This window comes from Lactobacillus johnsonii (assembly GCF_014058685.1).
Lineage (GTDB): Bacteria > Bacillota > Bacilli > Lactobacillales > Lactobacillaceae > Lactobacillus.
Genome location: NZ_CP059055.1, coordinates 271,747 through 291,863 on the forward strand (window position 1 = coordinate 271,747; position 20,117 = coordinate 291,863).

General features: G+C 34.4%; 21 protein-coding genes, 1 pseudogene and 1 riboswitch. Of the genes and pseudogenes, 11 read left to right on the forward strand and 11 right to left on the reverse strand.

Going from position 1 to position 20,117, the window contains the following annotated elements; genetic code table 11:
- Window positions 1–34 precede the first annotated feature (34 nt).
- Window positions 35–1,399: an HD domain-containing protein gene (locus H0I41_RS01225; RefSeq protein WP_004898754.1), complete on the reverse strand. Its 1,365-nt coding sequence runs from the start codon at window positions 1,397–1,399 to the stop codon at window positions 35–37.
- Window positions 1,400–1,511: 112 nt separating this feature from the next.
- Between H0I41_RS01225 and H0I41_RS01230 the strand changes: the two genes are divergently transcribed.
- The 4 genes from H0I41_RS01230 to murA all read left to right on the forward strand — a co-directional run bounded on the left by H0I41_RS01230 (window position 1,512) and on the right by murA (window position 5,671).
- Window positions 1,512–1,931: a YwiB family protein gene (locus H0I41_RS01230; protein ID WP_135014070.1), complete on the forward strand. Its 420-nt coding sequence runs from the start codon at window positions 1,512–1,514 to the stop codon at window positions 1,929–1,931.
- Window positions 1,932–1,979: 48 nt separating this feature from the next.
- On the forward strand, window positions 1,980–2,522 hold the full coding sequence (gene rpoE, locus H0I41_RS01235; protein WP_004898759.1) for a DNA-directed RNA polymerase subunit delta: 543 nt from the start codon (window positions 1,980–1,982) through the stop codon (window positions 2,520–2,522).
- 129 nt (window positions 2,523–2,651) lie between these two features.
- Window positions 2,652–4,274 carry a CTP synthase gene (pyrG, locus tag H0I41_RS01240; protein WP_061400050.1) on the forward strand — a complete coding sequence of 541 codons (1,623 nt, stop codon included), beginning with the start codon at window positions 2,652–2,654 and terminating at the stop codon, window positions 4,272–4,274.
- Between the two features lie 131 nt (window positions 4,275–4,405).
- Complete coding sequence (gene murA, locus H0I41_RS01245; protein WP_011161415.1) at window positions 4,406–5,671, forward strand: UDP-N-acetylglucosamine 1-carboxyvinyltransferase; 1,266 nt, start codon at window positions 4,406–4,408, stop codon at window positions 5,669–5,671.
- 91 nt (window positions 5,672–5,762) lie between these two features.
- Here murA and H0I41_RS01250 read toward each other — a convergent pair whose 3' ends face one another.
- From H0I41_RS01250 to H0I41_RS01260, 3 genes are all read right to left on the reverse strand, one after another.
- The gene (locus H0I41_RS01250; RefSeq protein WP_011161416.1) at window positions 5,763–7,091 is read right to left on the reverse strand and encodes a nucleobase:cation symporter-2 family protein; all 1,329 of its coding nucleotides are present in this window, start codon (window positions 7,089–7,091) and stop codon (window positions 5,763–5,765) included.
- The gene (locus H0I41_RS01255) at window positions 7,092–7,670 is read right to left on the reverse strand and encodes a xanthine phosphoribosyltransferase (protein WP_135014069.1); all 579 of its coding nucleotides are present in this window, start codon (window positions 7,668–7,670) and stop codon (window positions 7,092–7,094) included.
- Between the two features lie 71 nt (window positions 7,671–7,741).
- Window positions 7,742–7,840, reverse strand: a riboswitch (purine riboswitch).
- Between the two features lie 43 nt (window positions 7,841–7,883).
- Window positions 7,884–8,660, reverse strand: coding sequence for a hypothetical protein (locus H0I41_RS01260; protein WP_011161418.1), 777 nt, complete (start codon window positions 8,658–8,660; stop codon window positions 7,884–7,886).
- A 186-nt stretch (window positions 8,661–8,846) separates the two neighbouring features.
- Here H0I41_RS01260 and guaA point away from each other — a divergent pair, with 186 nt between their 5' ends.
- A complete protein-coding gene (gene guaA, locus H0I41_RS01265) occupies window positions 8,847–10,400 on the forward strand; it encodes a glutamine-hydrolyzing GMP synthase (RefSeq protein WP_135014068.1) in 1,554 nt (517 codons plus the stop codon).
- 244 nt (window positions 10,401–10,644) lie between these two features.
- On the opposite strand, the gene H0I41_RS01270 is transcribed toward guaA, so the two are convergent.
- Entirely contained in the window at window positions 10,645–10,980 is a 336-nt protein-coding gene (locus H0I41_RS01270) for a winged helix-turn-helix transcriptional regulator (protein ID WP_023599169.1), read from the reverse strand.
- 147 nt (window positions 10,981–11,127) lie between these two features.
- On the opposite strand from H0I41_RS01270, the pseudogene H0I41_RS01275 reads away from it, so the two are divergent.
- Window positions 11,128–12,153: pseudogene (locus H0I41_RS01275) on the forward strand (zinc-binding alcohol dehydrogenase family protein).
- Between the two features lie 473 nt (window positions 12,154–12,626).
- On the opposite strand, the gene H0I41_RS01280 reads toward H0I41_RS01275, so the two are convergent.
- Window positions 12,627–13,019, reverse strand: a complete 393-nt coding sequence (locus H0I41_RS01280) for a hypothetical protein (protein ID WP_023599171.1) — start codon at window positions 13,017–13,019, stop codon at window positions 12,627–12,629.
- Between the two features lie 206 nt (window positions 13,020–13,225).
- On the opposite strand from H0I41_RS01280, the gene H0I41_RS01285 reads away from it, so the two are divergent.
- Both H0I41_RS01285 and H0I41_RS01290 read left to right on the forward strand, forming a co-directional pair.
- The gene (locus H0I41_RS01285) at window positions 13,226–13,858 is read left to right on the forward strand and encodes a TetR/AcrR family transcriptional regulator (RefSeq protein ID WP_023599172.1); all 633 of its coding nucleotides are present in this window, start codon (window positions 13,226–13,228) and stop codon (window positions 13,856–13,858) included.
- Window positions 13,859–14,018: 160 nt separating this feature from the next.
- On the forward strand, window positions 14,019–14,528 hold the full coding sequence (locus tag H0I41_RS01290) for a YbhB/YbcL family Raf kinase inhibitor-like protein (protein WP_086874585.1): 510 nt from the start codon (window positions 14,019–14,021) through the stop codon (window positions 14,526–14,528).
- A gap of 158 nt (window positions 14,529–14,686) precedes the next feature.
- On the opposite strand, the gene H0I41_RS01295 is transcribed toward H0I41_RS01290, so the two are convergent.
- The 4 genes from H0I41_RS01295 to H0I41_RS01310 form a co-directional block, all read right to left on the reverse strand.
- Complete coding sequence (locus H0I41_RS01295; RefSeq protein ID WP_083478843.1) at window positions 14,687–14,779, reverse strand: putative holin-like toxin; 93 nt, start codon at window positions 14,777–14,779, stop codon at window positions 14,687–14,689.
- A 173-nt stretch (window positions 14,780–14,952) separates the two neighbouring features.
- On the reverse strand, window positions 14,953–15,930 hold the full coding sequence (locus H0I41_RS01300) for a helix-turn-helix domain-containing protein (RefSeq protein ID WP_086874586.1): 978 nt from the start codon (window positions 15,928–15,930) through the stop codon (window positions 14,953–14,955).
- Window positions 15,931–16,016: 86 nt separating this feature from the next.
- Window positions 16,017–16,613: an NAD(P)H-dependent oxidoreductase gene (locus H0I41_RS01305; RefSeq protein WP_086874587.1), complete on the reverse strand. Its 597-nt coding sequence runs from the start codon at window positions 16,611–16,613 to the stop codon at window positions 16,017–16,019.
- A 1-nt stretch (window position 16,614) separates the two neighbouring features.
- Window positions 16,615–17,148, reverse strand: a complete 534-nt coding sequence (locus H0I41_RS01310) for a TetR/AcrR family transcriptional regulator (RefSeq protein WP_014567043.1) — start codon at window positions 17,146–17,148, stop codon at window positions 16,615–16,617.
- A gap of 210 nt (window positions 17,149–17,358) precedes the next feature.
- On the opposite strand from H0I41_RS01310, the gene H0I41_RS01315 reads away from it, so the two are divergent.
- A complete protein-coding gene (locus H0I41_RS01315; RefSeq protein WP_004045666.1) occupies window positions 17,359–17,772 on the forward strand; it encodes a YjdF family protein in 414 nt (137 codons plus the stop codon).
- Between the two features lie 185 nt (window positions 17,773–17,957).
- Here H0I41_RS01315 and H0I41_RS01320 read toward each other — a convergent pair whose 3' ends face one another.
- Window positions 17,958–18,050, reverse strand: a complete 93-nt coding sequence (locus H0I41_RS01320) for a putative holin-like toxin (protein WP_080502236.1) — start codon at window positions 18,048–18,050, stop codon at window positions 17,958–17,960.
- Window positions 18,051–18,345: 295 nt separating this feature from the next.
- Here H0I41_RS01320 and H0I41_RS01325 point away from each other — a divergent pair, with 295 nt between their 5' ends.
- Together H0I41_RS01325 and H0I41_RS01330 are read left to right on the forward strand one after the other, a co-directional pair.
- Window positions 18,346–18,984 carry a YncE family protein gene (locus H0I41_RS01325; RefSeq protein ID WP_228099707.1) on the forward strand — a complete coding sequence of 213 codons (639 nt, stop codon included), beginning with the start codon at window positions 18,346–18,348 and terminating at the stop codon, window positions 18,982–18,984.
- Between the two features lie 75 nt (window positions 18,985–19,059).
- On the forward strand, window positions 19,060–20,109 hold the full coding sequence (locus H0I41_RS01330; protein WP_011161461.1) for an IS30-like element ISLjo1 family transposase: 1,050 nt from the start codon (window positions 19,060–19,062) through the stop codon (window positions 20,107–20,109).
- The last annotated feature ends 8 nt before the right edge of the window (window positions 20,110–20,117 follow it).

Genomic DNA, 20,117 nt, shown 5'->3' on the forward strand with positions numbered 1-20,117 from the left:
AAGACGCATTGAATTTTATCAATGCGTCTTTAATTTATTTCTTTTTATTTGGACGTCGTAAGTAACGTAAAGTATTATTTCGAATATATTTTTGGAATTCTTGATAAATTGGATCAAAAATTTGAGGTTCATCAGTTTCTTTAACCATTACTTTTGGAAAGAAGAAACGCTCATCTCCTTGGAGAGTTCCATTTAAGGATTTAACGAGTGGGCTCAATTCAGACAGTTCGACTAAGCTACCATCAGCTTGCATGATTTCAATTGGACTGTGAGCATTTTTTCCAGTTGGCTTATATGCGTCATATGGCTCATCAAAAGCTGAATTAGTAGCAGTATAGTAGTTAGGATCAAACCCAGCTTGTTTAATGAGATTCTTTAGTTTTGGCAGTAAACTCTTAGTATCTTCATTAATTTTGACACTTTCAAGGGGATGACGGTATAAGTAACGATTTGAAAGATCAGATAAAATTTGATCCCCTGAGTTGGTCCAGAGTAAGAAATTGGTTTCCATTACGCCATCATCTAACTTAAGGTAATCTTCAAGAGTCCATTTTCCGTTTAAAAATGCTTCTAGTTGAGGAGTAACTTGAAGTTTGCCTTCTTCATAGATAATTTGAGCTCTTTCAAGTAAGTGATGTAAGATAACTTCCATTGAACGATTGACACGGTGAAAGTAAACTTGTTGATACATTTGGTAACGGCTAATAATGTAATCTTCGACTGAGTGAATTCCTTTATCTGTAAAGCAGATGCCATCACGATATGGACGGATTACTTCTAAAATTCTAGTTAAATCAAAGCTTCCGTAAGTAACACCAGTGAAATAAGCGTCGCGTAATAAATAATCCATTCTATCTGCGTCCGCTTGACTTGAAATTAGTTTGACTACTTGAGGATTAGGATAGGTTTTAGCAATAACACTAGCCACTAATTCTGGAAAATTAGGACTTACTTTTCTTAAGGCTTGATTAACTTCAGTATTTTTATCAGTAATAATTTGTTGGCCCATTTTTTCATGATTAGTACCAAAGAGATGCTCAAACGTATGAGAATAAGGTCCATGGCCAATATCATGAAGTAAAGCTGCACATTCTGCTAAGAGTCTTTCGTCTGGATTCCATAATCCGTCGCCTGGCTCTTTACTTACATACTTTTCTTCAAAAATATCACAAATTCTTCTGGTCAATTCATAAACACCTAGATTATGTTCAAAGCGAGTATGAGTTGCTCCTTGAAAAACGTAAGATGCCGGTCCTAATTGCTTAATTCGGCGTAAACGTTGGAATTCCTTTGAATTAATGATATCTAAAATAACTTGATCTTTAACATGAATATAATTGTGAACTGGATCTCTTAATACTTTTTCATGATCCAGCTTTTTACTTTGAAATTTTTCCATTTTTCTTATACTATTTTCTCGGATAATAAAATAATTTTGCTAACGTATAATCAACTTGATTATAACAATAATGCTACTTTAAGGCTATCCTAGCGTGAAGGAAGGTGAAAATATGAGCAAGAAAGTTGAGATTAAAATTACTAGTAAAATTCACCAAGAAGATGAATCAGCCGTTTTTGAAAGAGATGGCTTAGGATCAATTGAAAAAGTTGGCGAAGATTGGCGCATAAAATATAGCGAAAAGAATAAAGAGGGCGATGTTGAAGTAAAATTATTAATTAAGCCAAATGAGCTTGTAATGCAACGAGGAGATGCTAAAGGTGATCATACGCTAATGAAGTTTGAGCCAGGAGAAAAAAGAAAATGCAAGGTTGTAGCTTCTGGTAAGCAAATGAATTTAGAATCTTTGACTAATAAATTGAATTTTTCTGAAATTTCTCTAGGAAAGATGCAACTAAAAGTTGAATATGATCTCTTTTCTGGTCTATACTTAGTAGGTAACTATGCAATAAAGATTGATATAATAGAATAGATCTTTAGCAAATTTAGATAAATTGATTACGTGAAAGGACGTGCCACTGTGGGGTTAGATGATTTTCAAGGCCAAAATAAAGACGAATTGTCAATGATCGAAGTTGCTCGTGCAATTTTACAAGATAGCGGCAAGCGAATGGCCTTTGCTGATATCGTTAACGCCGTCCAGAACTTTCTGGGTAAGAGTGACGAAGAAATTCGTGAGCGTTTGCCACAATTTTACACTGATATGAACACTGATGGTGAATTCATTTCAATGGGTGATAATGTTTGGGCATTGCGTTCTTGGTTCCCATATGAATCTGTTGATGAAGAAGTAAACCATCCAGAAGATGAAGAAGATGTACCACGTAAGAAACACCACAAGAAAGTTAATGCTTTCATTGGTGATTCTGACGATGATGATATTATCGACTACGATTCAGATGATCCAGAAGATGAAGATTTGGATGTTGACGAAGAAGATACTAATGAAGACGACTACTCAGATGATGATCTTGATGATGCCGATGATAATGAATTAGATGATGGTATTGAAGGCCAATTATCTGAACTTCATCAAGATGATCTTGATGACGATGATGAGTAAAGTACTTGACGGAAAGTAATTTTCCCTTTAGTATTTTGTATGGGCACTCTATGTGCAATTAAGCTCCCATGTATTTGGGAGCTTTTTTTGATTTTAACAGAGAATAAAAGAAAAGAGAGGAAGCACGGCATGACAAAGTATATTTTTGTAACTGGTGGAGTTGTTTCATCGCTAGGTAAGGGAATTTCAGCTTCAAGTTTAGGACGTTTACTTAAAAATCGTGGCTTAAAAGTTACCATGCAAAAGTTTGATCCTTACATTAATATCGATCCAGGTACAATGAATCCATACCAACATGGGGAAGTTTATGTTACCGATGATGGTACAGAAGCTGATCTTGACTTGGGTCACTATGAAAGAATTGTTGATGTTAGAACAAGTAAATATTCTAATGTCACTACTGGTAAAATCTATCAAGAAGTGCTTGATAAAGAACGTCGCGGTGACTATCATGGTGCAACTGTGCAAGTAATTCCGCATATTACGGACATGATTAAGAAAAAAATCATGCGTGCTGCCTTAACGACTGATTCAGATGTTATTATTTCTGAAATTGGTGGTACAGTAGGGGATATCGAATCTACACCATTTATGGAAGCAATTCGCCAAATGCGTCGTGAAGTTGGTGAAGAAAATGTAATGTACATTCACTGTACATTGGTACCTTATCTTCATGCTGCTCACGAAATGAAAACTAAGCCAACACAACATTCAGTTGCTGAACTTAGAAGTATTGGTATTCAACCAAATATGCTTGTTTTAAGAGCTGAGAAACCAATTGCTCAAGAGTTAAAAAATAAGATTTCTACCTTTACTGATGTTCCAGTAGACCGGATTATTGAATCTATCGATGCTCCTTCACTTTTTGATTTACCACTTGCTTTTCAAGCTCAAGGTATGGACCAAAAAGTTTGCGACTTTTTACATTTAGAAAGTCCAAAGCCAGAAGCAGATATGGAAGCTTGGAAGAAATTAGATGAACGTGCAAAGAACTTAAAGCACGAAACTACTATTACCTTAGTAGGTAAGTATGTAGAACTTGAAGATGCATATATTTCTGTTACTGATGCTTTGCAACACGCTGGCTACTTATATGACACTAAGATTAAAGTAAATAAGGTCCAAGCAGAAGATATCACTGAAGATAACATTGCAGAAATTATGAAAGATTCAGATGGATTAATTGTACCTGGTGGTTTTGGTACACGTGGTCTTGAAGGTATGATTACTTCAATTAAATATGCCCGTGAACACGATATCCCATTTTTAGGAATCTGCTTAGGTATGCAAATGGCAAGCGTTGAATTTGCCAGAAATGTACTTGGCTTAAAAGATGCTAATAGTGCAGAAGCTAATCCAGACACTAAGAATAATATTATTGATATTATGGCTGACAAGCGTGATGAAGAGAATATTGGTGGTACGCTTCGTTTAGGTCTATACCCAGCAACTTTAAAGAAGGGTACTAAGACACGTGAAGCATATGATGACCAAGATGTAATTCAAGAAAGACACCGTCACCGTTATGAATTCAATAATGAATATCGTGAAGCATTTGAAAAGGCAGGCATGGTCTTCTCTGGTGTTTCCCCAGATAATCATTTAGTAGAAATTATTGAAATTCCAAATAAAAAATTCTTTATCGCAGCTCAATATCATCCAGAATTTTTAAGTCGTCCACAAAGACCAGAAGGATTGTTTAAAGCATTTATTGGTGCAGCAAGTGGTCTTCCAGCACAACATTTTAACTAGACTTTAAAAATTAAATTTCGGTAACAAGAGAGCCATAATCCTCGGCTTCTCTTGTTTTTTTTGCGTTTTTCATTTAATATATTTTGTGATACATTTGGGTATTACAAATAGAGAAAAGGATTGTTTCCCCAATGAAACAGATGATTATTCATGGTGGAAAGCCCCTGAAGGGCGACGTATGGATCGGCGGTGCTAAGAATTCCACTGTAGCATTGATTCCAGCGTCAATACTTTCGCGGACTCCTGTTACCCTAGAAGGGGTTCCGCGAATTGCTGATGTAGATAATTTGATGGATCTACTTAGTGAAATGGATGTAAAGTGTGATTTTCATGAAACTACTTTACGAATAAATCCGGATAACATTAAGCGTAGTCCCCTTCCAGCAGGAAAGATTAAGAGCTTGAGAGCTTCTTACTACTTTATGGGTGCATTATTAGGTCGCTTTGGTAAAGCTGTGGTGGGCTTTCCAGGCGGAGATGATATTGGCCCTCGTCCTATTGATCAGCATATTAAAGGCTTTGAAGCATTAGGTGCAACTGTTGAGAATAAAAACGATCAAATTATCATTACAGCTCCTAAAACTGGGCTTCGTGGTGCAAAAATTCATTTAAAGATGCCTTCTGTAGGCGCAACGATGAATATAATTATGGCTAGTGTAATGGCAAAGGGCCAAACTATTATTGAAAATGCTGCTAAGGAACCGGAAATTATTGATTTAGCTACATTTTTGAATAATATGGGCGCCGTTATTCGTGGTGCAGGTACTGAAGTGATTCGAATTGAAGGAGTAGAGGAATTAAAAGCACAAACTCCTCATACTATTATTCCTGATCGAATTGAGGCTGGAACATATGTAGCTCTAGCTGCTTGCATCGGAAATGGTATTAGAATTCATAATATTATCGAAGAACACCTAGATTCTTACTTGGCTAAAGTAGAAGAAATGGGTGTAGTAATTGATGCTGATGAAGATTCACTTTATGTTTATCCAGCAGGTGACTTGAAAATGATTCAAGTTAGAACTGATGTATATCCTGGATTTGCGACTGATTTACAGCAGCCAATTACTCCACTTCTTCTAACAGCTAAGAGCGGTGAAGGCGTAGTAATTGATCAAATATATCCTAAGCGTGTTGGTCATATTCCTGAACTTCAGAAGATGGGTGCAAATATTCAGGTAGAAGATAATATTATCTTAGTTCATCCAACTCATCATTTGCATGGAGCACATGTTAGTGCTGGTGAAATTAGAGCAGGCGCTTGTTTGATGCTTGCTGGCTTAATGGCAGATGGTGAAACTATCATTTCAAATGCAGGAAACATTTTGCGTGGCTATGATAGAATTGAACAAAAGTTGCGTCAACTAGGTGCAGAGGTATCTGTGATTGATGTTTAATTAAAATAGAACATTAAAAAAGGGCTTGGAATCTCCAAGTCCTTTTTTATTGGTTTTAAGAATTTTATTGGTTTTAAGAAAATATTTTTATTTAGCTTTGTACTTCAATTTTTTCTGGGGCAGCAGGAATATGTTGCTCTTCTAAGCCAGATTTTCCTTTAAATAGTAAATTGAGAATCGTAGCACTTAAGCTTGCTACAACAATACCATTTCCAAGGAATAATTGAATAGTTTCTGGTAAAGCTTGGAAAACTTGTGGATAAACAGTAACACCTAATCCGAGACCAATTGAAATAGCTACGATTAGGATATTACGAGTATCCTCAAAGTCTACTCTCTTCAGCATTCTCATTCCCTGGACGGCAATCATTGTAAACATCACAAGCATAGCGCCGCCTAAGACAGAGTCAGGGATGATAGTTACTAGAGCACCAAATTTAGGGAGTAGTCCCATTAACATTAAAAATCCTGATGCCCAGTAAATTGGTCTTTTTGTAGTAATACCTGATAATTCAAGTAAACCTACATTTTGTGAAAAAGTAGTGTAGGGGAATGTATTAAAGATTCCACCAAGGATCTGTGCGAGCCCTTCAGCACGATAGCCTTTTTTGAGGTCATCGCTAGTGATGTCTTTGTGGAGTAAATCGCCAATAGCAAAGAATACTCCGGTAGATTCAACCATTGAAACGAGAGCAATGATGATCATTGTTAAACTGGATGACCACTCAAACTGTGGCATTCCAAAGTAAAAAGGTTGAGGTAAGTGGAACCAAGAAGCTTGAGCAACTGGAGTAAGTGAAACCATACCCAGAGTACTGGCAATTAAGGTTCCTGCAATTAATCCCACTAAAACAGCGATGGATTTGATAAATCCTTTGCCCCAAACTTGAAGGGCAAGAATAATTGCTACAGTTATAAAGCCAGTTAAAAGATTTTTAGGATCACCGAAGTTTTTAGCTGTAGAATTGCCCCCACCAAGATTTTGAATAGAAACCGGAATTAAGGAAAGTCCAATTACTGTAATTAAGCTTCCCGTTACAACTGGTGGAAAGAGCTTTTTGATTTTAGAAAAATAGCCTGCTACTAAAAATACGAAAACACCCGCTACGATGATTGCACCATACATAGTACCAATGGTGAATTTTTTCCCAATCATTTGAAGAGGAGCTACAGCTTGAATAGCACATCCTAACACAACAGGTAAGCCAATTCCAAAATAACGATTACGTAGAAGCTGGAGAGCAGTTGCTAAACCACACATGAAGATATCGATTGAAACTAGATAAGTCATTTGAGTGGAGTTGAATTTCAAGGCAGTTCCAATTAAAAGAGGAACGGCAATTGCTCCCGAATACATTGCGAGTAAATGTTGCAAGCCTAGTAAAGCAGCTTTTTTGTGGTTAACTTGTGTGTGCTTCATTTATTCTTCTCCTACAAAATGCACTTGATTGTTTTCAAAATCAGAAATTCTAGCTAAGGCTTCAAGACTGTAGCCGTGATCTTTAACCCATTCGCTGCCACCTTGGAATTCTTTAGCTACAACTACACCAACACCAGCTACAGTTGCATTTGCTTGATCTGCAATATTAAGCATCCCTTTAACAGCTTCTCCATGGGCTAAGAAGTCATCAATAATTAATAAGTGATCGTCACTACTCAAGAATTTCTTTTCAACACAAATTTTATTATTAACTTTTTTAGTGTAAGAAAATACTTCTGCCCAATAAACAGCATCATTAAGAGTTGAAGGTTTTTTCTTTCTCGCAAAAACCATTGGCACTCCTAATTGATATGCAGCCATAATACCAGGAGCAATTCCTGAAGCTTCACAAGTAAGAACTTTAGTGATTTTTTCGTTTTCGAATAAACGCTTAAATTCCTTACCGACTTCCATCATAAGTTGCGGATCTACTTGATGATTTAGAAAAGAGTTAATTTTTAAAACATTGCCATCTAATACTTCTCCATCTTTACGAATCCGTTCCTCAAGTAATTTCAATTTTATCCTCCTGCAAAAAAAAGACTTCTTCTACCCGTAAATTAGGGTAAAAGAAGTCCTTTGTAGTGCTACTTATGACATCGATTACCTATAGTCCAGAATTAATTGGTTCCGGGTAGAAACTGTCGACCTTATTACGACGATATATAGATATTTGATATCTAGAGTGTAGCAGAATCATTTTCCGAACACAAGGCCTCTTTTTTTGATGTATTATTCTGAAATTGATTTTTTCTTTTTTAAAGAAAGGATTGCCTCAAGAATTCCATATGTAATTCCAGCAAGTGGCCAAATAATCCAGCTTTGGCTCCAATTCTTGCTAATGAAACTATAAGCAAGATAGATAAAAGAAATAGTCATCCAATAAATAGTGGCATATTTTTCAATTATTTTTTTGCTGGCCTTTTTCTCAGCAGTATAGTCTTCTATTTGTAAAATAATATTAAAACTATCACGAACAATATTGGTTTTGACTAAGAAAAAGACACCAATTCCTACAAGAAAAATCGTAGCAGTTGAAAGACCAGTCATTAGGTCATCAATTCGGCTATTTGAAAGAGAACCAATAAATAAAGAGCCAGTCATAAGTGGAATAGCAGATAAAATACAAAAAGTAATGCCAATAATCTTTAGAACTAGGTGCTGATTTTCATATTCTTTACTTAACTTAAGAACTTGCTCTTTTGTTTCTTCAGAAAGATTACATTCTTCATACTCAAAATTTTCGTGAACTTTTAGCCAGTGATTTCCTGCAATAAAGAGAGCCACAGCGGCTGCAACTAGAAGTATTAGAACAATTACGCCAATTCCTGTTACAAAATTAATCGATGAAGCTAAGATATCTAATCTTGTTAAGCTGATTAAGATTAATAAAGTAATTGGTGAGAAAATACATAGCATGACGCCAATAGCAATCAACGTAGAACTGCGCTTCCTAGCAGATAAGAAATCGTGAACCGAAGATTGAGATAAGCATTTTGTTTGAGACATAGGTATCACCTCTTTTGTATATAAAAATTGAATAGTATAGATTTACTTCAATTTTATATAACAAATTATTAAAGCGCTATTTTGATGCTTGTGAAGTTAAAAAAAAATTAATGATTGACCAATTGAATTTTTCTTAGTAAAGTTTCTAGTAAATAGGGATAAATTATTTTTTAGAAGGAGAAAATTGTGGCTAAGACTAATCTAAATGATTTTGACAAGATTATTGTGCTTGATTTTGGTAGTCAATATAACCAATTGATTACTCGTCGAATTCGTGACTTTGGTATCTATTCAGAACTTTTACCACATGACTTAAGTATTGAAAAGATCAAAGAAATGGCCCCTAAGGGAATTATCTTTTCCGGTGGTCCAAACAGTGTTTACGATAAGGGTGCTTTAAAAGTTGATCCTGAAATTTTTAAGCTTGGAATTCCAATTTTGGGGATTTGTTATGGGATGCAACTCATGAGTTACGATTTAGGCGGTAAGGTTGAAAAGGCTGATAATTCCGAATATGGTCGTGCTGATATTGAGGTAATTGATCCTAATGCAGTTTTATTTGAGGGCTTGCCAAGAGAACAATACGTTTGGATGAGTCATGGTGACTTAGTAACTAAGGCTCCAGAAGGCTTTACTGTAACTGCTAAGAGTAAGAATTGTCCAATTTCTGCAATTGCTAACGACGAGAAGAAGTTCTATGGAATTCAATTCCATGCTGAAGTTCGTAATTCAGAGTATGGTTTAGATATTTTGAAGAACTTCGCCTTTAAGGTTTGTGGTGCCGAAGCAAACTGGACCATGGATGACTTTATTGAAATGCAAGTTGAAGAAATTCGTGAAAAAGTTGGCGATAAGAAGGTTATCTTAGGCCTTTCTGGTGGGGTCGATTCTAGTGTTACTGCAACTCTTCTTCACAAGGCAATTGGCGATCAGTTAACTGCGATTTTTGTTGATCACGGGATGCTTCGTAAAGACGAAGGCGATCAAGTAATGCAAGCTTTGAATAAGGATCTTGGGGTTAACATCATTCGCGTTAATGCACAAGAACGTTTCTTGAACAAACTCAAAGGAGTAACTGATCCTGAACAAAAGCGTAAGATCATCGGTAAAGAATTCATTGAAGTCTTCAACGAAGAAGCTAAAAAGTTAAAGGATGTTGACTTCTTAGCCCAAGGTACTTTATATACTGATGTTATTGAGTCCGGAACTAATACTGCTCAAACTATTAAGTCACACCATAATGTTGGTGGCCTTCCTGAAGACATGCACTTTGAATTAATTGAACCACTTCGTAAGCTTTTCAAGGATGAAGTTCGTGAACTTGGTGAAAAGCTTGGCATTCCTCATGACTTAGTATGGCGTCAACCATTCCCAGGTCCAGGTCTCGGTATTCGTGTTATTGGCGAAGTTACTGAAGACAAGCTGAAGATCGTGCGTGAATCAGATGCGATTTTACGTGAAGAAATCAAGAATGCTGGTCTTCAAGAAGATATTTGGCAATACTTCACAGTTTTGCCAGGTATTCGTTCAGTTGGTGTTATGGGGGATGGCCGTACTTATGACTACACTATCGGTATTCGTGCCGTAACTTCAATTGATGGGATGACTGCAGACTTTGCCCAAATTCCATGGGATGTATTAAGTAAAATTTCTACTAGAATCGTAGATGAATGCGACCACATTAACCGCGTAGTTTACGATATTACCAGTAAGCCACCTTCCACTATTGAATGGGAATAAGCGGACAATGTAATTTGAATGGTAAACCTTGATTTAAAAGCATTTAAAGGAATGAAACCAGCTCAAAAATAATAAAAAAAGATAAGGTTGTATGCCAAAATATATGCCAAAAATATAAATAGGGATGCATGGTAAAACCTTTGTAATAGCAGTAATTGGAGAAGATGATATTTGATTCGAAGAAGTATCATGTTTGCCAAAGTATGCCAAAATAAGAAGCCTTTAGTATAAAAACTAAGGGCTTTTATTCATGTAATTGATTATACTTATTTCCCCATTTTTCCATTTCTAGAATTAATGGAGTAAGAGTTTTACCTAATGATGTTAATTGATAACTGGTTTTAGGCGGCACGGTTGGAAAGATCGTTTTAGCAATAATTTGATCGTTTTCTAATTCTTTTAATTGCAGTGATAACATTCGTCTTGAACAATTAGGCATCAACTTCTGCAATTCATTGAAGCGACAGTTCTTTTCTTTGATTAAATGATAGATAATTACGCTTTTCCATTTGCCTGAGATAATTTGAAGTGTGCTTTCAACAGGACAACCTTCGGCACAATTATAAATATGATGTGGCATTCTCTCACCTCGATATAATAATTCATTTTAAATCTTTATATTGGATCTAGCTAGGGAAGAATTTGTTACTTAGTAAGAAAAAATTCACTTCTTGTTTTTATTTATATTCCACTTACAATTAATTAGTAAATAGAAAAGGAGATAAAAATGAAAGCAATTGGATTTAAAAAACATTTGAAAATTGATGATCCTGAAAGCCTGATTGACTTTGAAATGAAAAAGCCTACTGCTAAGGGACATGATTTGCTGGTAAAAGTAAATGCAGTATCAGTCAATCCGGTAGATATTGGAGTAAGAAAAGGAGGACATTCAGTTTTAAAGACTCCAAAAGCAATTGGCTGGGATGCATGTGGTGTAGTTGAAGAAGTAGGATCTAAGGTTAGCCTTTTTAAACCTGGTGATCGTATATTTTATGCAGGTTCATTTATTCGCTCAGGTAGTGATAGTGAGTATCAACTGGTTGATGAAAGAATAGTTGGTCATGCTCCAGAAACTTTAAAAGATAATGAAGCAGCCGCAATGCCTTTAACCTCTCTTACCGCATACGAAGCCTTATTTGAACAAATGGATTTAACCTGGAATCAAGAGAATAATCAACATAAAACAATTTTAATTATTAATGGTGCTGGAGGAGTAGGGTCTGTTGCAACTCAACTAGCACATTTAGCAGGGCTAACAGTTATTGCTACTGCATCTCGCCCAGACAGTATCAAATGGACACAAGATCATGGTGCTGATTATGTAGTAAATCACCGTGAAGATTTGGTAAAACAAGTGAGAAAATTAGGTTTCAAGTATGTTGATTATATTTTGGAATTAAAAGATTTAGATGGTCACTGGAAAGAAATGTGTGAATTAATTAAGCCTGAAGGACACATTGTTTCAATTACTGAAAACCATCGTCCAATTAATTTGAGATTGTTAACTAAAAAGAAAGCACACTTTTCATGGGAATAGATGTATACAAAATCCTATTATCAAACAGATGATATGATTACTCAGCATGATATTTTAGACAAAATCGCGCAAATGTTAGATAGTGGTAAACTTAGATGCACTATGACTAAGTCATTAACACCTTTGAATGCAACAAATTTACGCAAGGCTCATAAATTAGTGGAAAGTGGTCACATGACTGGAAAAGTTGTGGTTTCTGACTGGGAGAATAATTAAGATAGTTCTTACAAGCATTAATTGTTTGCCAGTGACCAGTAGTTTACAAGCTAGGGGCCTTTTTTTGCTTTTTTAAGACTAATGCTAGACTGGTAGAAATTAATAAAAACAATGAATAGCATTTTAATTATTTTTAGTTGTGTTAATCACTATATGTTTGCAAACCTAGTGTAAAATACACCAAGCAAAAAAAGCCCCAACTTACGTTGGAGCTTTTTTTCTATAACCAATCTTAACTAATGTCTTAATTAGCTAACGGTCTAACCGTTATTTCCTCATGACTCATATTAGACTTTTTATGAAAGAGAGTCAATTAGTTTGGTTAGAATTGATATAAAAGTATTAATTTTTTGATTATCAGAATACCATTCACTGTGCCGATTGAACCTTTGAAGAAGACGATTTCCTTCCCTAACTCTGTGCTCTGCTAACTTTTCTATGGCACTTCAGACTTAATAGGCTTTTTATAGTATTTAATTAAACTCAAGCTTATTTGCTTCATCGATCTTAGTTAGGAAAGATGAAACATCAGTAATAATATCATTGGTGTATGAAACATTAATCACATTAACCCAATTTTTTCTAAGAAAATAGTCGTCAATGTCGTATCTAACTTTAGTTAAGTATTTATAACTAATAAATAGTAGTTCAGAAAAAATCAAATTACGTTTTTGAGGCTGCATAACGAAATCCAGTAATAGATCTTTTCCAGAACCTTTAATAAAGTGAAAAAATTCGCAATTGATATGTCTAATCGGATGAAAAGGATATAAAATTTGAGAATTTAATACTTGTTTTTCAAATTGTCTAAGTAATTTTTGATCTTTTTTACTAATTTGATAATCATTGTTGTTTAAATTAATCATCGTATATCAATTCCTATTCTTACTATTGCACCTAAAGTATATAAATTGAAAAAAGTAAAAACAATGAATGTTAACTAAGTTGAAAAAGAAAAACTTTTCATATCGAAAGTAAAAAATTATTTTACTTTTGATATAATTTTTTTAATAATTAAGTAAAAGAAAGTTACAGATGATAAATATCTAGGAAAGAGAAGTGAGGAACAAGTTTGAGTGATATTAGGGTACAGAATACAAAGAATAATTTGATTGCTGCTCTTTTAAGCTGCTTAGAAAATAAGAGTGTGCATAAGTTAAAAGTAAAGGATATTATTGATAAAGCTGGCGTAAGTACTAGAACGTTTTATCAATATTATTCAGATGTCAATGATCTACTAAGAGATACAGAAGATAGTTTTGTTGCAGAGTATCTAAAAAATGTTGAAAAAGATCGTGATTCACTAGGAGATCTTGATTTAGATACACCTTTTGAAGATCAGTTAGAAACTATTTTAAATGCAACAAAAAATACCATTGAGTTCTGCTATGCACATAAAAAAGAGATTCAACTTTTGTTATCGGATAATGGAGATACGCGTTTCTATAATATGATTTTCCAGACTGGTTGTGAGGAAATTATGAAGCGTATGAGCCAGATGAAAAATATTGATGAGTTAAAAATGGACGAAAAAGAGCAAATGAGAATGATGATTAGTGTACAGGTATTTGTACATAGCATTATTGGCATGGTAAGAGTTTTGCTTGAATACAGCGATAGGTTAGCTCCATATGACGTTCGTCAAAGTATACTTACATTTTTACGTGAGTCACCGGTAGCTTCCATGAATATAAATAAAAAATAGAGACGATAAAATAATTTATAGTATATTAGGCTGAACTCCACGATAACTGGCTAAAGTATTGAATTAAGTGGTTTTGTTGGCAATTGAGAAATAATTGTACTTAAATATGAAGTAGCATAAGAAGAATAGTAATTAAAAACGAAGTTTTAGGGATACATCAATGAAAATAGAAATTCCAACTATGAATGGATTTATTCCAGATTGCTACAGTAAATTTGCTAATGAAGATCAAAAAATTGAAGGGAAGCCTAGTAGATCTTTCCCAATTTTTATTACTGATGCACCTGATAAGGCAAAAACTTTAGCTATATATTTTAGAGATTTTGATTCAGTTCCAGTCTGTGGATTTACATGGATTCACTGGTTAGCTGCCAATCTTCCGGTTCGAGATGTTCCAGCTAATATTAGTCATTCTAAGAATAGCAGCCTTGATTTTGTTCAAGGAAATAATAGTAATATTAGCAAGTTTTTAGGTGAAAATTCTGGCCCAGTTGAAGGCTATACAGGTCCGATGCCTCCTGATAAGACGCACTATTACACTTTAACCGTGTATGCATTAGACACAAAACTTGATCTAAAAGAAGATTATTGGTTAAACGACTTTTTGCGTGAGATGGAAGGTCATATAATTGATAGTGCGACTATTTCAGTTCCAAGTAGAGCAAAATAAAAGTCGAAGTTACTAATAAATATGCTATAATTTAAGTAAAGAAAAAGGAGATCCGAAGATCTCCTATGCAGCCCGCTTTAAGAGCGGTGACAAAATTATAGTTTTGGCAAACGCCTACTCAATAACTCGGTCAAAAGTTATATATTGAGCGGCGTTTTTTATTTTTTGTTGTGATGATCGATATATGTTAGCAAAGCTAACACAAAGGTACCAAACAAAAGCATTAACGAGATGGCCTCGTATACGCTCATCTGGCTGAACCCTTTCCAATTGATGTCGGTCCATAGGCCTCACCTCCGGGAGGAAAAACAGCCACCGCTCATAAAACTTTCTGCAGATATAATTATAGCGAAAATTTGTTTGCAACAGAACATAGACTAGTGAAAAAGCTCGCGATTAATTTCGCGGGCTTTTACTATTAAACTTATTCTGCTTTTTCCTTAATGAAAAAATATGTAAATAGACAATAGATTATAATTCCTAAATAAAAAACATTCGTAGCGCTAAAAATAGGTTCAATAAATCTACTAACAATGTAATCTATACCTAAAACACCGAAAATATAAATCCAGCTTCCGTAAACAAATAATTTGTGTAAGTTGGACGGTAGATGCTTTCTATATTTAACTAAAAGAGAAAGATAGCGGAGTTGCGATACATAAGATATAAAGAAATATGTGGCACCACTGAAAATTGAGAAAGTTATTCCCCAGGCAATAAGAGATATTGTTCCGTTAGAGTTGCTGAGACCACTCATTACTGGTCCAACAATAGCTAAGACTGCTAGGATGCATGATAAAACTAAATACTTATCATTAGTATGGTGAAATGATTGAATAGTAGACTTTAATCTCTTTTTCTCTTCCATAAGATTAAAATTTTGGTTATTTAGATTCTTAAATTCACGCATAATAAGAAAACTATAAACTAGAAGACCAAATGAAATTGCAAGAACTACAATGGTTGCAGCAAATCCAATAAGTGAAATGATTAATTGCATTTTATCACTGACACCTATTGGGAACCCTGAAAGAGCACTGCAAAAACTAATACATGCTGGACTGAAGATAGCAAGAGCTATTGCCAAAGCACGGAATTGTGAGCTCTTCTTAGCAGTAGATAAATATTTTTGAACCAATTCATCAGGTAAAATAGGTAATGGATCTTCTACTGGAATATCTGCCGTTTTAATTTCAAAAGATGGAGCACCACTTTTTAGTAAATAATCTGTGGTAACACCAAATAATTCTGATAAGTTAACGATTTTTTCAATGTCTGGAATTGATTGATCACTTTCCCATTTTGAAACGGCTTGGCGACTAACATTCATTTTTTCAGCTAAGCCTTCTTGAGAAAGATTATTCTTTTTTCGTAATTCCGTGATTTTTTGACCTAATCTCATATGGATTGTCCTTTCCTTATTGATTGATTTCAATTTATTAAAAATCATGGTTGCAGACAACCACTTTTTGATTGCATTGTGGGCAACTAATGGTTGCGAGAGGAAAAATTATAGTGATTAATCTTAGTTAAGTAAGCTATTCTCTGCTTTTGTGTAGAATTTGTAAGCCCACCAAAATGAATCCAATGTCGATGTTGCATTCCTAATTGCTTTAGAGTTTTGTTAACAAAAATTCGTTTAATACCATTTCCCAAAAAGATTTTGACATAAAAAGTTGGTGAAGTTGAAGTGGTGAGGACATAGGTATGTTTAATGTTGGTTAATTCGCCATGAATACCAGTTTTGCTTACAGTATGGGATAATCCTTTTCCTTCTTTCATAACTTTGTCAATAAAGCCTTTAAGCATTGCCGGGATACTATTCCACCAAAGTGGAGTAATAAAAATTATTGCGGAAGCTTCTCTTAAGTAATTTAAGTATTTTGTTACTAGAGGATCATGAGTTTTACCAGTATGAAATAAACGTAATTCTTCTTTGTCATAAATAGGATTAAATTGTTCTTGATACAAGTCAATTACTTTAAAGCTTTTATGCTTATGTGCTAAATTTGATTTTACTGATTCTAAAATTGCATGGTTAAAACTTTTTTCATAAGGATGACAATAGATGATTAAGAAATCCATTTTAATCTTTTCCTTTCAAAAGTTGATTTAAAGTGTATTCCACTAATTGTGCGTCATAGCGAGTAATTTTATTTTTAATTAGTAATGCATATCCTTGAATAAAGGACCAGATTTGAATAAATAAATCTTGATCAGAAAGAGTAGTTGATGAATTAAGATTAGTAATTAAAGCTTTTACTTTCTGCAAAAAGGGATATTGATTAGCATTTGAATATAAATCTAGTGCTGATAATTGGTAGAATAAGAAGTCCATTTGGTTGGGATGCATAGTTATAGACTGACAAATATATTTAGCGATAATGAGTAACTGTTGTTTAGATGAATAATCTTCATTTAATGGGATCTGCTCAATAAATCGTTTAGATAATTGGATTACTACTTTTTGAAATAGTTCATTTTTATCTTTGAAATGTCTATAAAAAGCCCCTGTTGTAAGTCCCAGTTCCTTTGTAAGTTTGCGTAAACTTAAGTTTTGATACCCATTAGTGTCGATTAGATGAACGGTTTGATTTATAATTTTTTCTTCGGTTGTCATTTTTATCTTCTTTCTTGATAACGGTGTTATCTTTTTGGGTCTATGATAACACTGTTATTATGACAATAAAAGATAAATAATTTGTTATAATACACGCTAAGGAAAGTAAAAACACAATTCGGTTGGTAGTCCGAATGTATGATTTATTCATATCAGTAACCTTCCCTCCTAGGATGTCCCTCTTTCCTCTTATTTTTAGGAGGGTACATAGTGATTAAAGGTGTATTAACTATTATTTTTGATGAACCATTCTACAAAGCAATTTTTGAGCAATTTGATGGTACTGAATATAAAGTAGCTCAAGTTAATATGGGAACATCATTGCCAACGATGCCAAAAATAATTAACTTGGTGAATGAGCATTATTCTGACTTACGATTTAGCAAATCAACTCGAGATCAGGAAGTAATGCATCATATTAACCCGAAAAGAGCTCAAAGATTAGCGCATAAAGAAGTTCGAAAACGTGGAATTGGTACTAAAGCTCAACAAGCTTTAAAAAAGCAATTTGAGAAATCGAAAATAACTAGAAAAAAGATGAATAAAGATAGAAAGCGTGAAATGCAAAAAGAGCGTTTTTTACAAAAACAAATTAAACGTCGAAAAAAACATCGAGGTCATTAATAAACAAAAGCTCGCAATTAATTTGCGGGCTTTTGTTGATAAATATGCTATAATTTAGATAAAGAAAAAAGGAGATCCGAAGATCTCCCAGACAGCCCGCTTTAAGAGCGGTGGCTAAAGTTATAAAGTTGACATGCGCCTACTCAATAAACCTGCCAAAGTTATGAATTGAGCGGCGTTTTTGTTTATTTTTTGTTGTGATGATCGATATATGTTAGCAAAGCTAACATAAAAGTACCAAACAACAGCATTAACGAGATGGCCTCGTATACGCTCATCTGGCTGAACCCTTTCTGCTTGATGTTGGTCCATAGGCCTCACCTCCAGGAGGTAAAACAGCCACCGCTCATAAAACTTTCTGCGGATATAATTATAGCGAAAATTTGTTTGCAAAAGAATATAGATTAGTCAAAAAGCTCGCGATTAATTTCGTGGGCTTTTACCATAATTATATTCAAAAACTAGTTCTCTTTGAAAAGTATCATCGTAAGTAGCTGATACTAAACTATAGTAAAATTATTGATATGATAGAGTTAAAAGAGAAAACTTATTTGGAGTAAGGTGGAGGAATTTTTGAAAGATAAAAAAATTCTAAAAAGAGTTAATTATTGGGTTACAATTGGAATAGTTTTAATAATATGTATAGGTACTTTTACATGGTGGAATAATTCTAAAAAGAAAACTCCACATCATAAATTGAAGCCTCAACCTGCTTTAATTGACAACACTAGTACTCGTCCAGCTTCATATACAACTAAAGAATTCAAAAATTTATTATCCCAAAATTATCCAGATATTTATAAAAACTTGAATTTTAAGCAAAAACCAACTTTCTATGTGATTCCAGGTTTGATTCAGTCAGCAGCTATTAAATATACTCCTCCTGGTCAGGGACAACCAGGTATTGCATATGATATGGATCCACAAGGCTTAGCGATTATTGACCATAAATATTTGATTATTTCGGCGTATAGTAAGAGCAAGACATTTGATTCAGTTCTGTGGGTATTAGACTTTAAGACTGGGCGTTTCATAAAAACAATTGCCTTAAATAATATTGATCATGTTGGAGGGATTGCTTATGATAAAGATCACAAACGTCTATGGGTAGCCACAATTAATCAATATCAACGAGCACAAGTTCAATCTGTAACATTGAAAGAAATTGAAAAATATAATTTCGCTGATTGTAAAATTAAATTGAACACTTGATAAAAAATAAAAAGTCCATTCGGACCTGTTTGATAGAATGTTAATAACCACAAAAACTTTCTATTGGAGGTCAAAATGGACTCTTTACATTCTACCATGAACCAGCACGTTAAAGGCAAGCATTTATCATTTGAAGAGCGAGTTATTATTCAATTGCGTTTGAAAGATGGCTATTCTTTGCGTGCAATTGCCCGTGAACTTAACTGTTCTCCTTCTACTATCAGCTATGAGGTTAAGCGTGGCACTGTAAAACTGTATCATGGTAAAGTCAAAAAATATAAGGCTACTCAAGGGCATGATGCATATAAAGCTCATCGTAAAAATTGTGGGCGCAAATCAGACTTTCTCAGGAAAGCTCAATTCATGCGCTATGTCCACAAGCATTTTTTTAAAGATGGCTGGTCGCTTGATGTGTGCAGTAATCGTGCTACTGCTGTTGGCGAATTCGCTAGCAGCGATGTTGTCTGCACCAAAACTCTTTATAATTACGTTGATCAAGGCTTATTAGGAATTTATAATTACGACTTGCCAGAGAAGCTTAAACGCAATACTAAGCTTCATCGTATTCGCAAAAATAAGAAAAAACTTGGCAGAAGCATTGAAGAACGTCCTAAAGAGATCAATAAACGTAATGAATTCGGTCATTGGGAATGCGATTTAGTTCTCGGACATAAGAGCAAAGATGATGAGGTACTGCTAACCTTATCTGAGCGTATGAGTCGTGAGTTTTTAATTCTTCGTATTCCTGACAAGACTTCTGTCAGTGTCATGCAGGCCTTTAAAGAACTCCAAAGGCAATACAGCGAACATTGGAATGATATTTTTAAAACCATTACCACTGATAATGGCTCAGAGTTTGCAGATCTTTCCAACCTAGAAAAAGTATCCAATACACTGGTTTACTATGCCCATCCTTACACTTCTTGTGATAAGGGAACAGTTGAAAGACACAATGGTCTTATTCGCAGATTCATTCCTAAGGGAGAAGCAATAGCTAACTATTCTTTACAAGACATCATTAATATTGAAACCTGGTGCAATTCTTTGCCAAGAAAGATACTGGCCTATCATACACCAGATGAAATCTTTGAAAGAGAATTAGATCTAATCTATCAAGCAGCTTAACTAAAAGT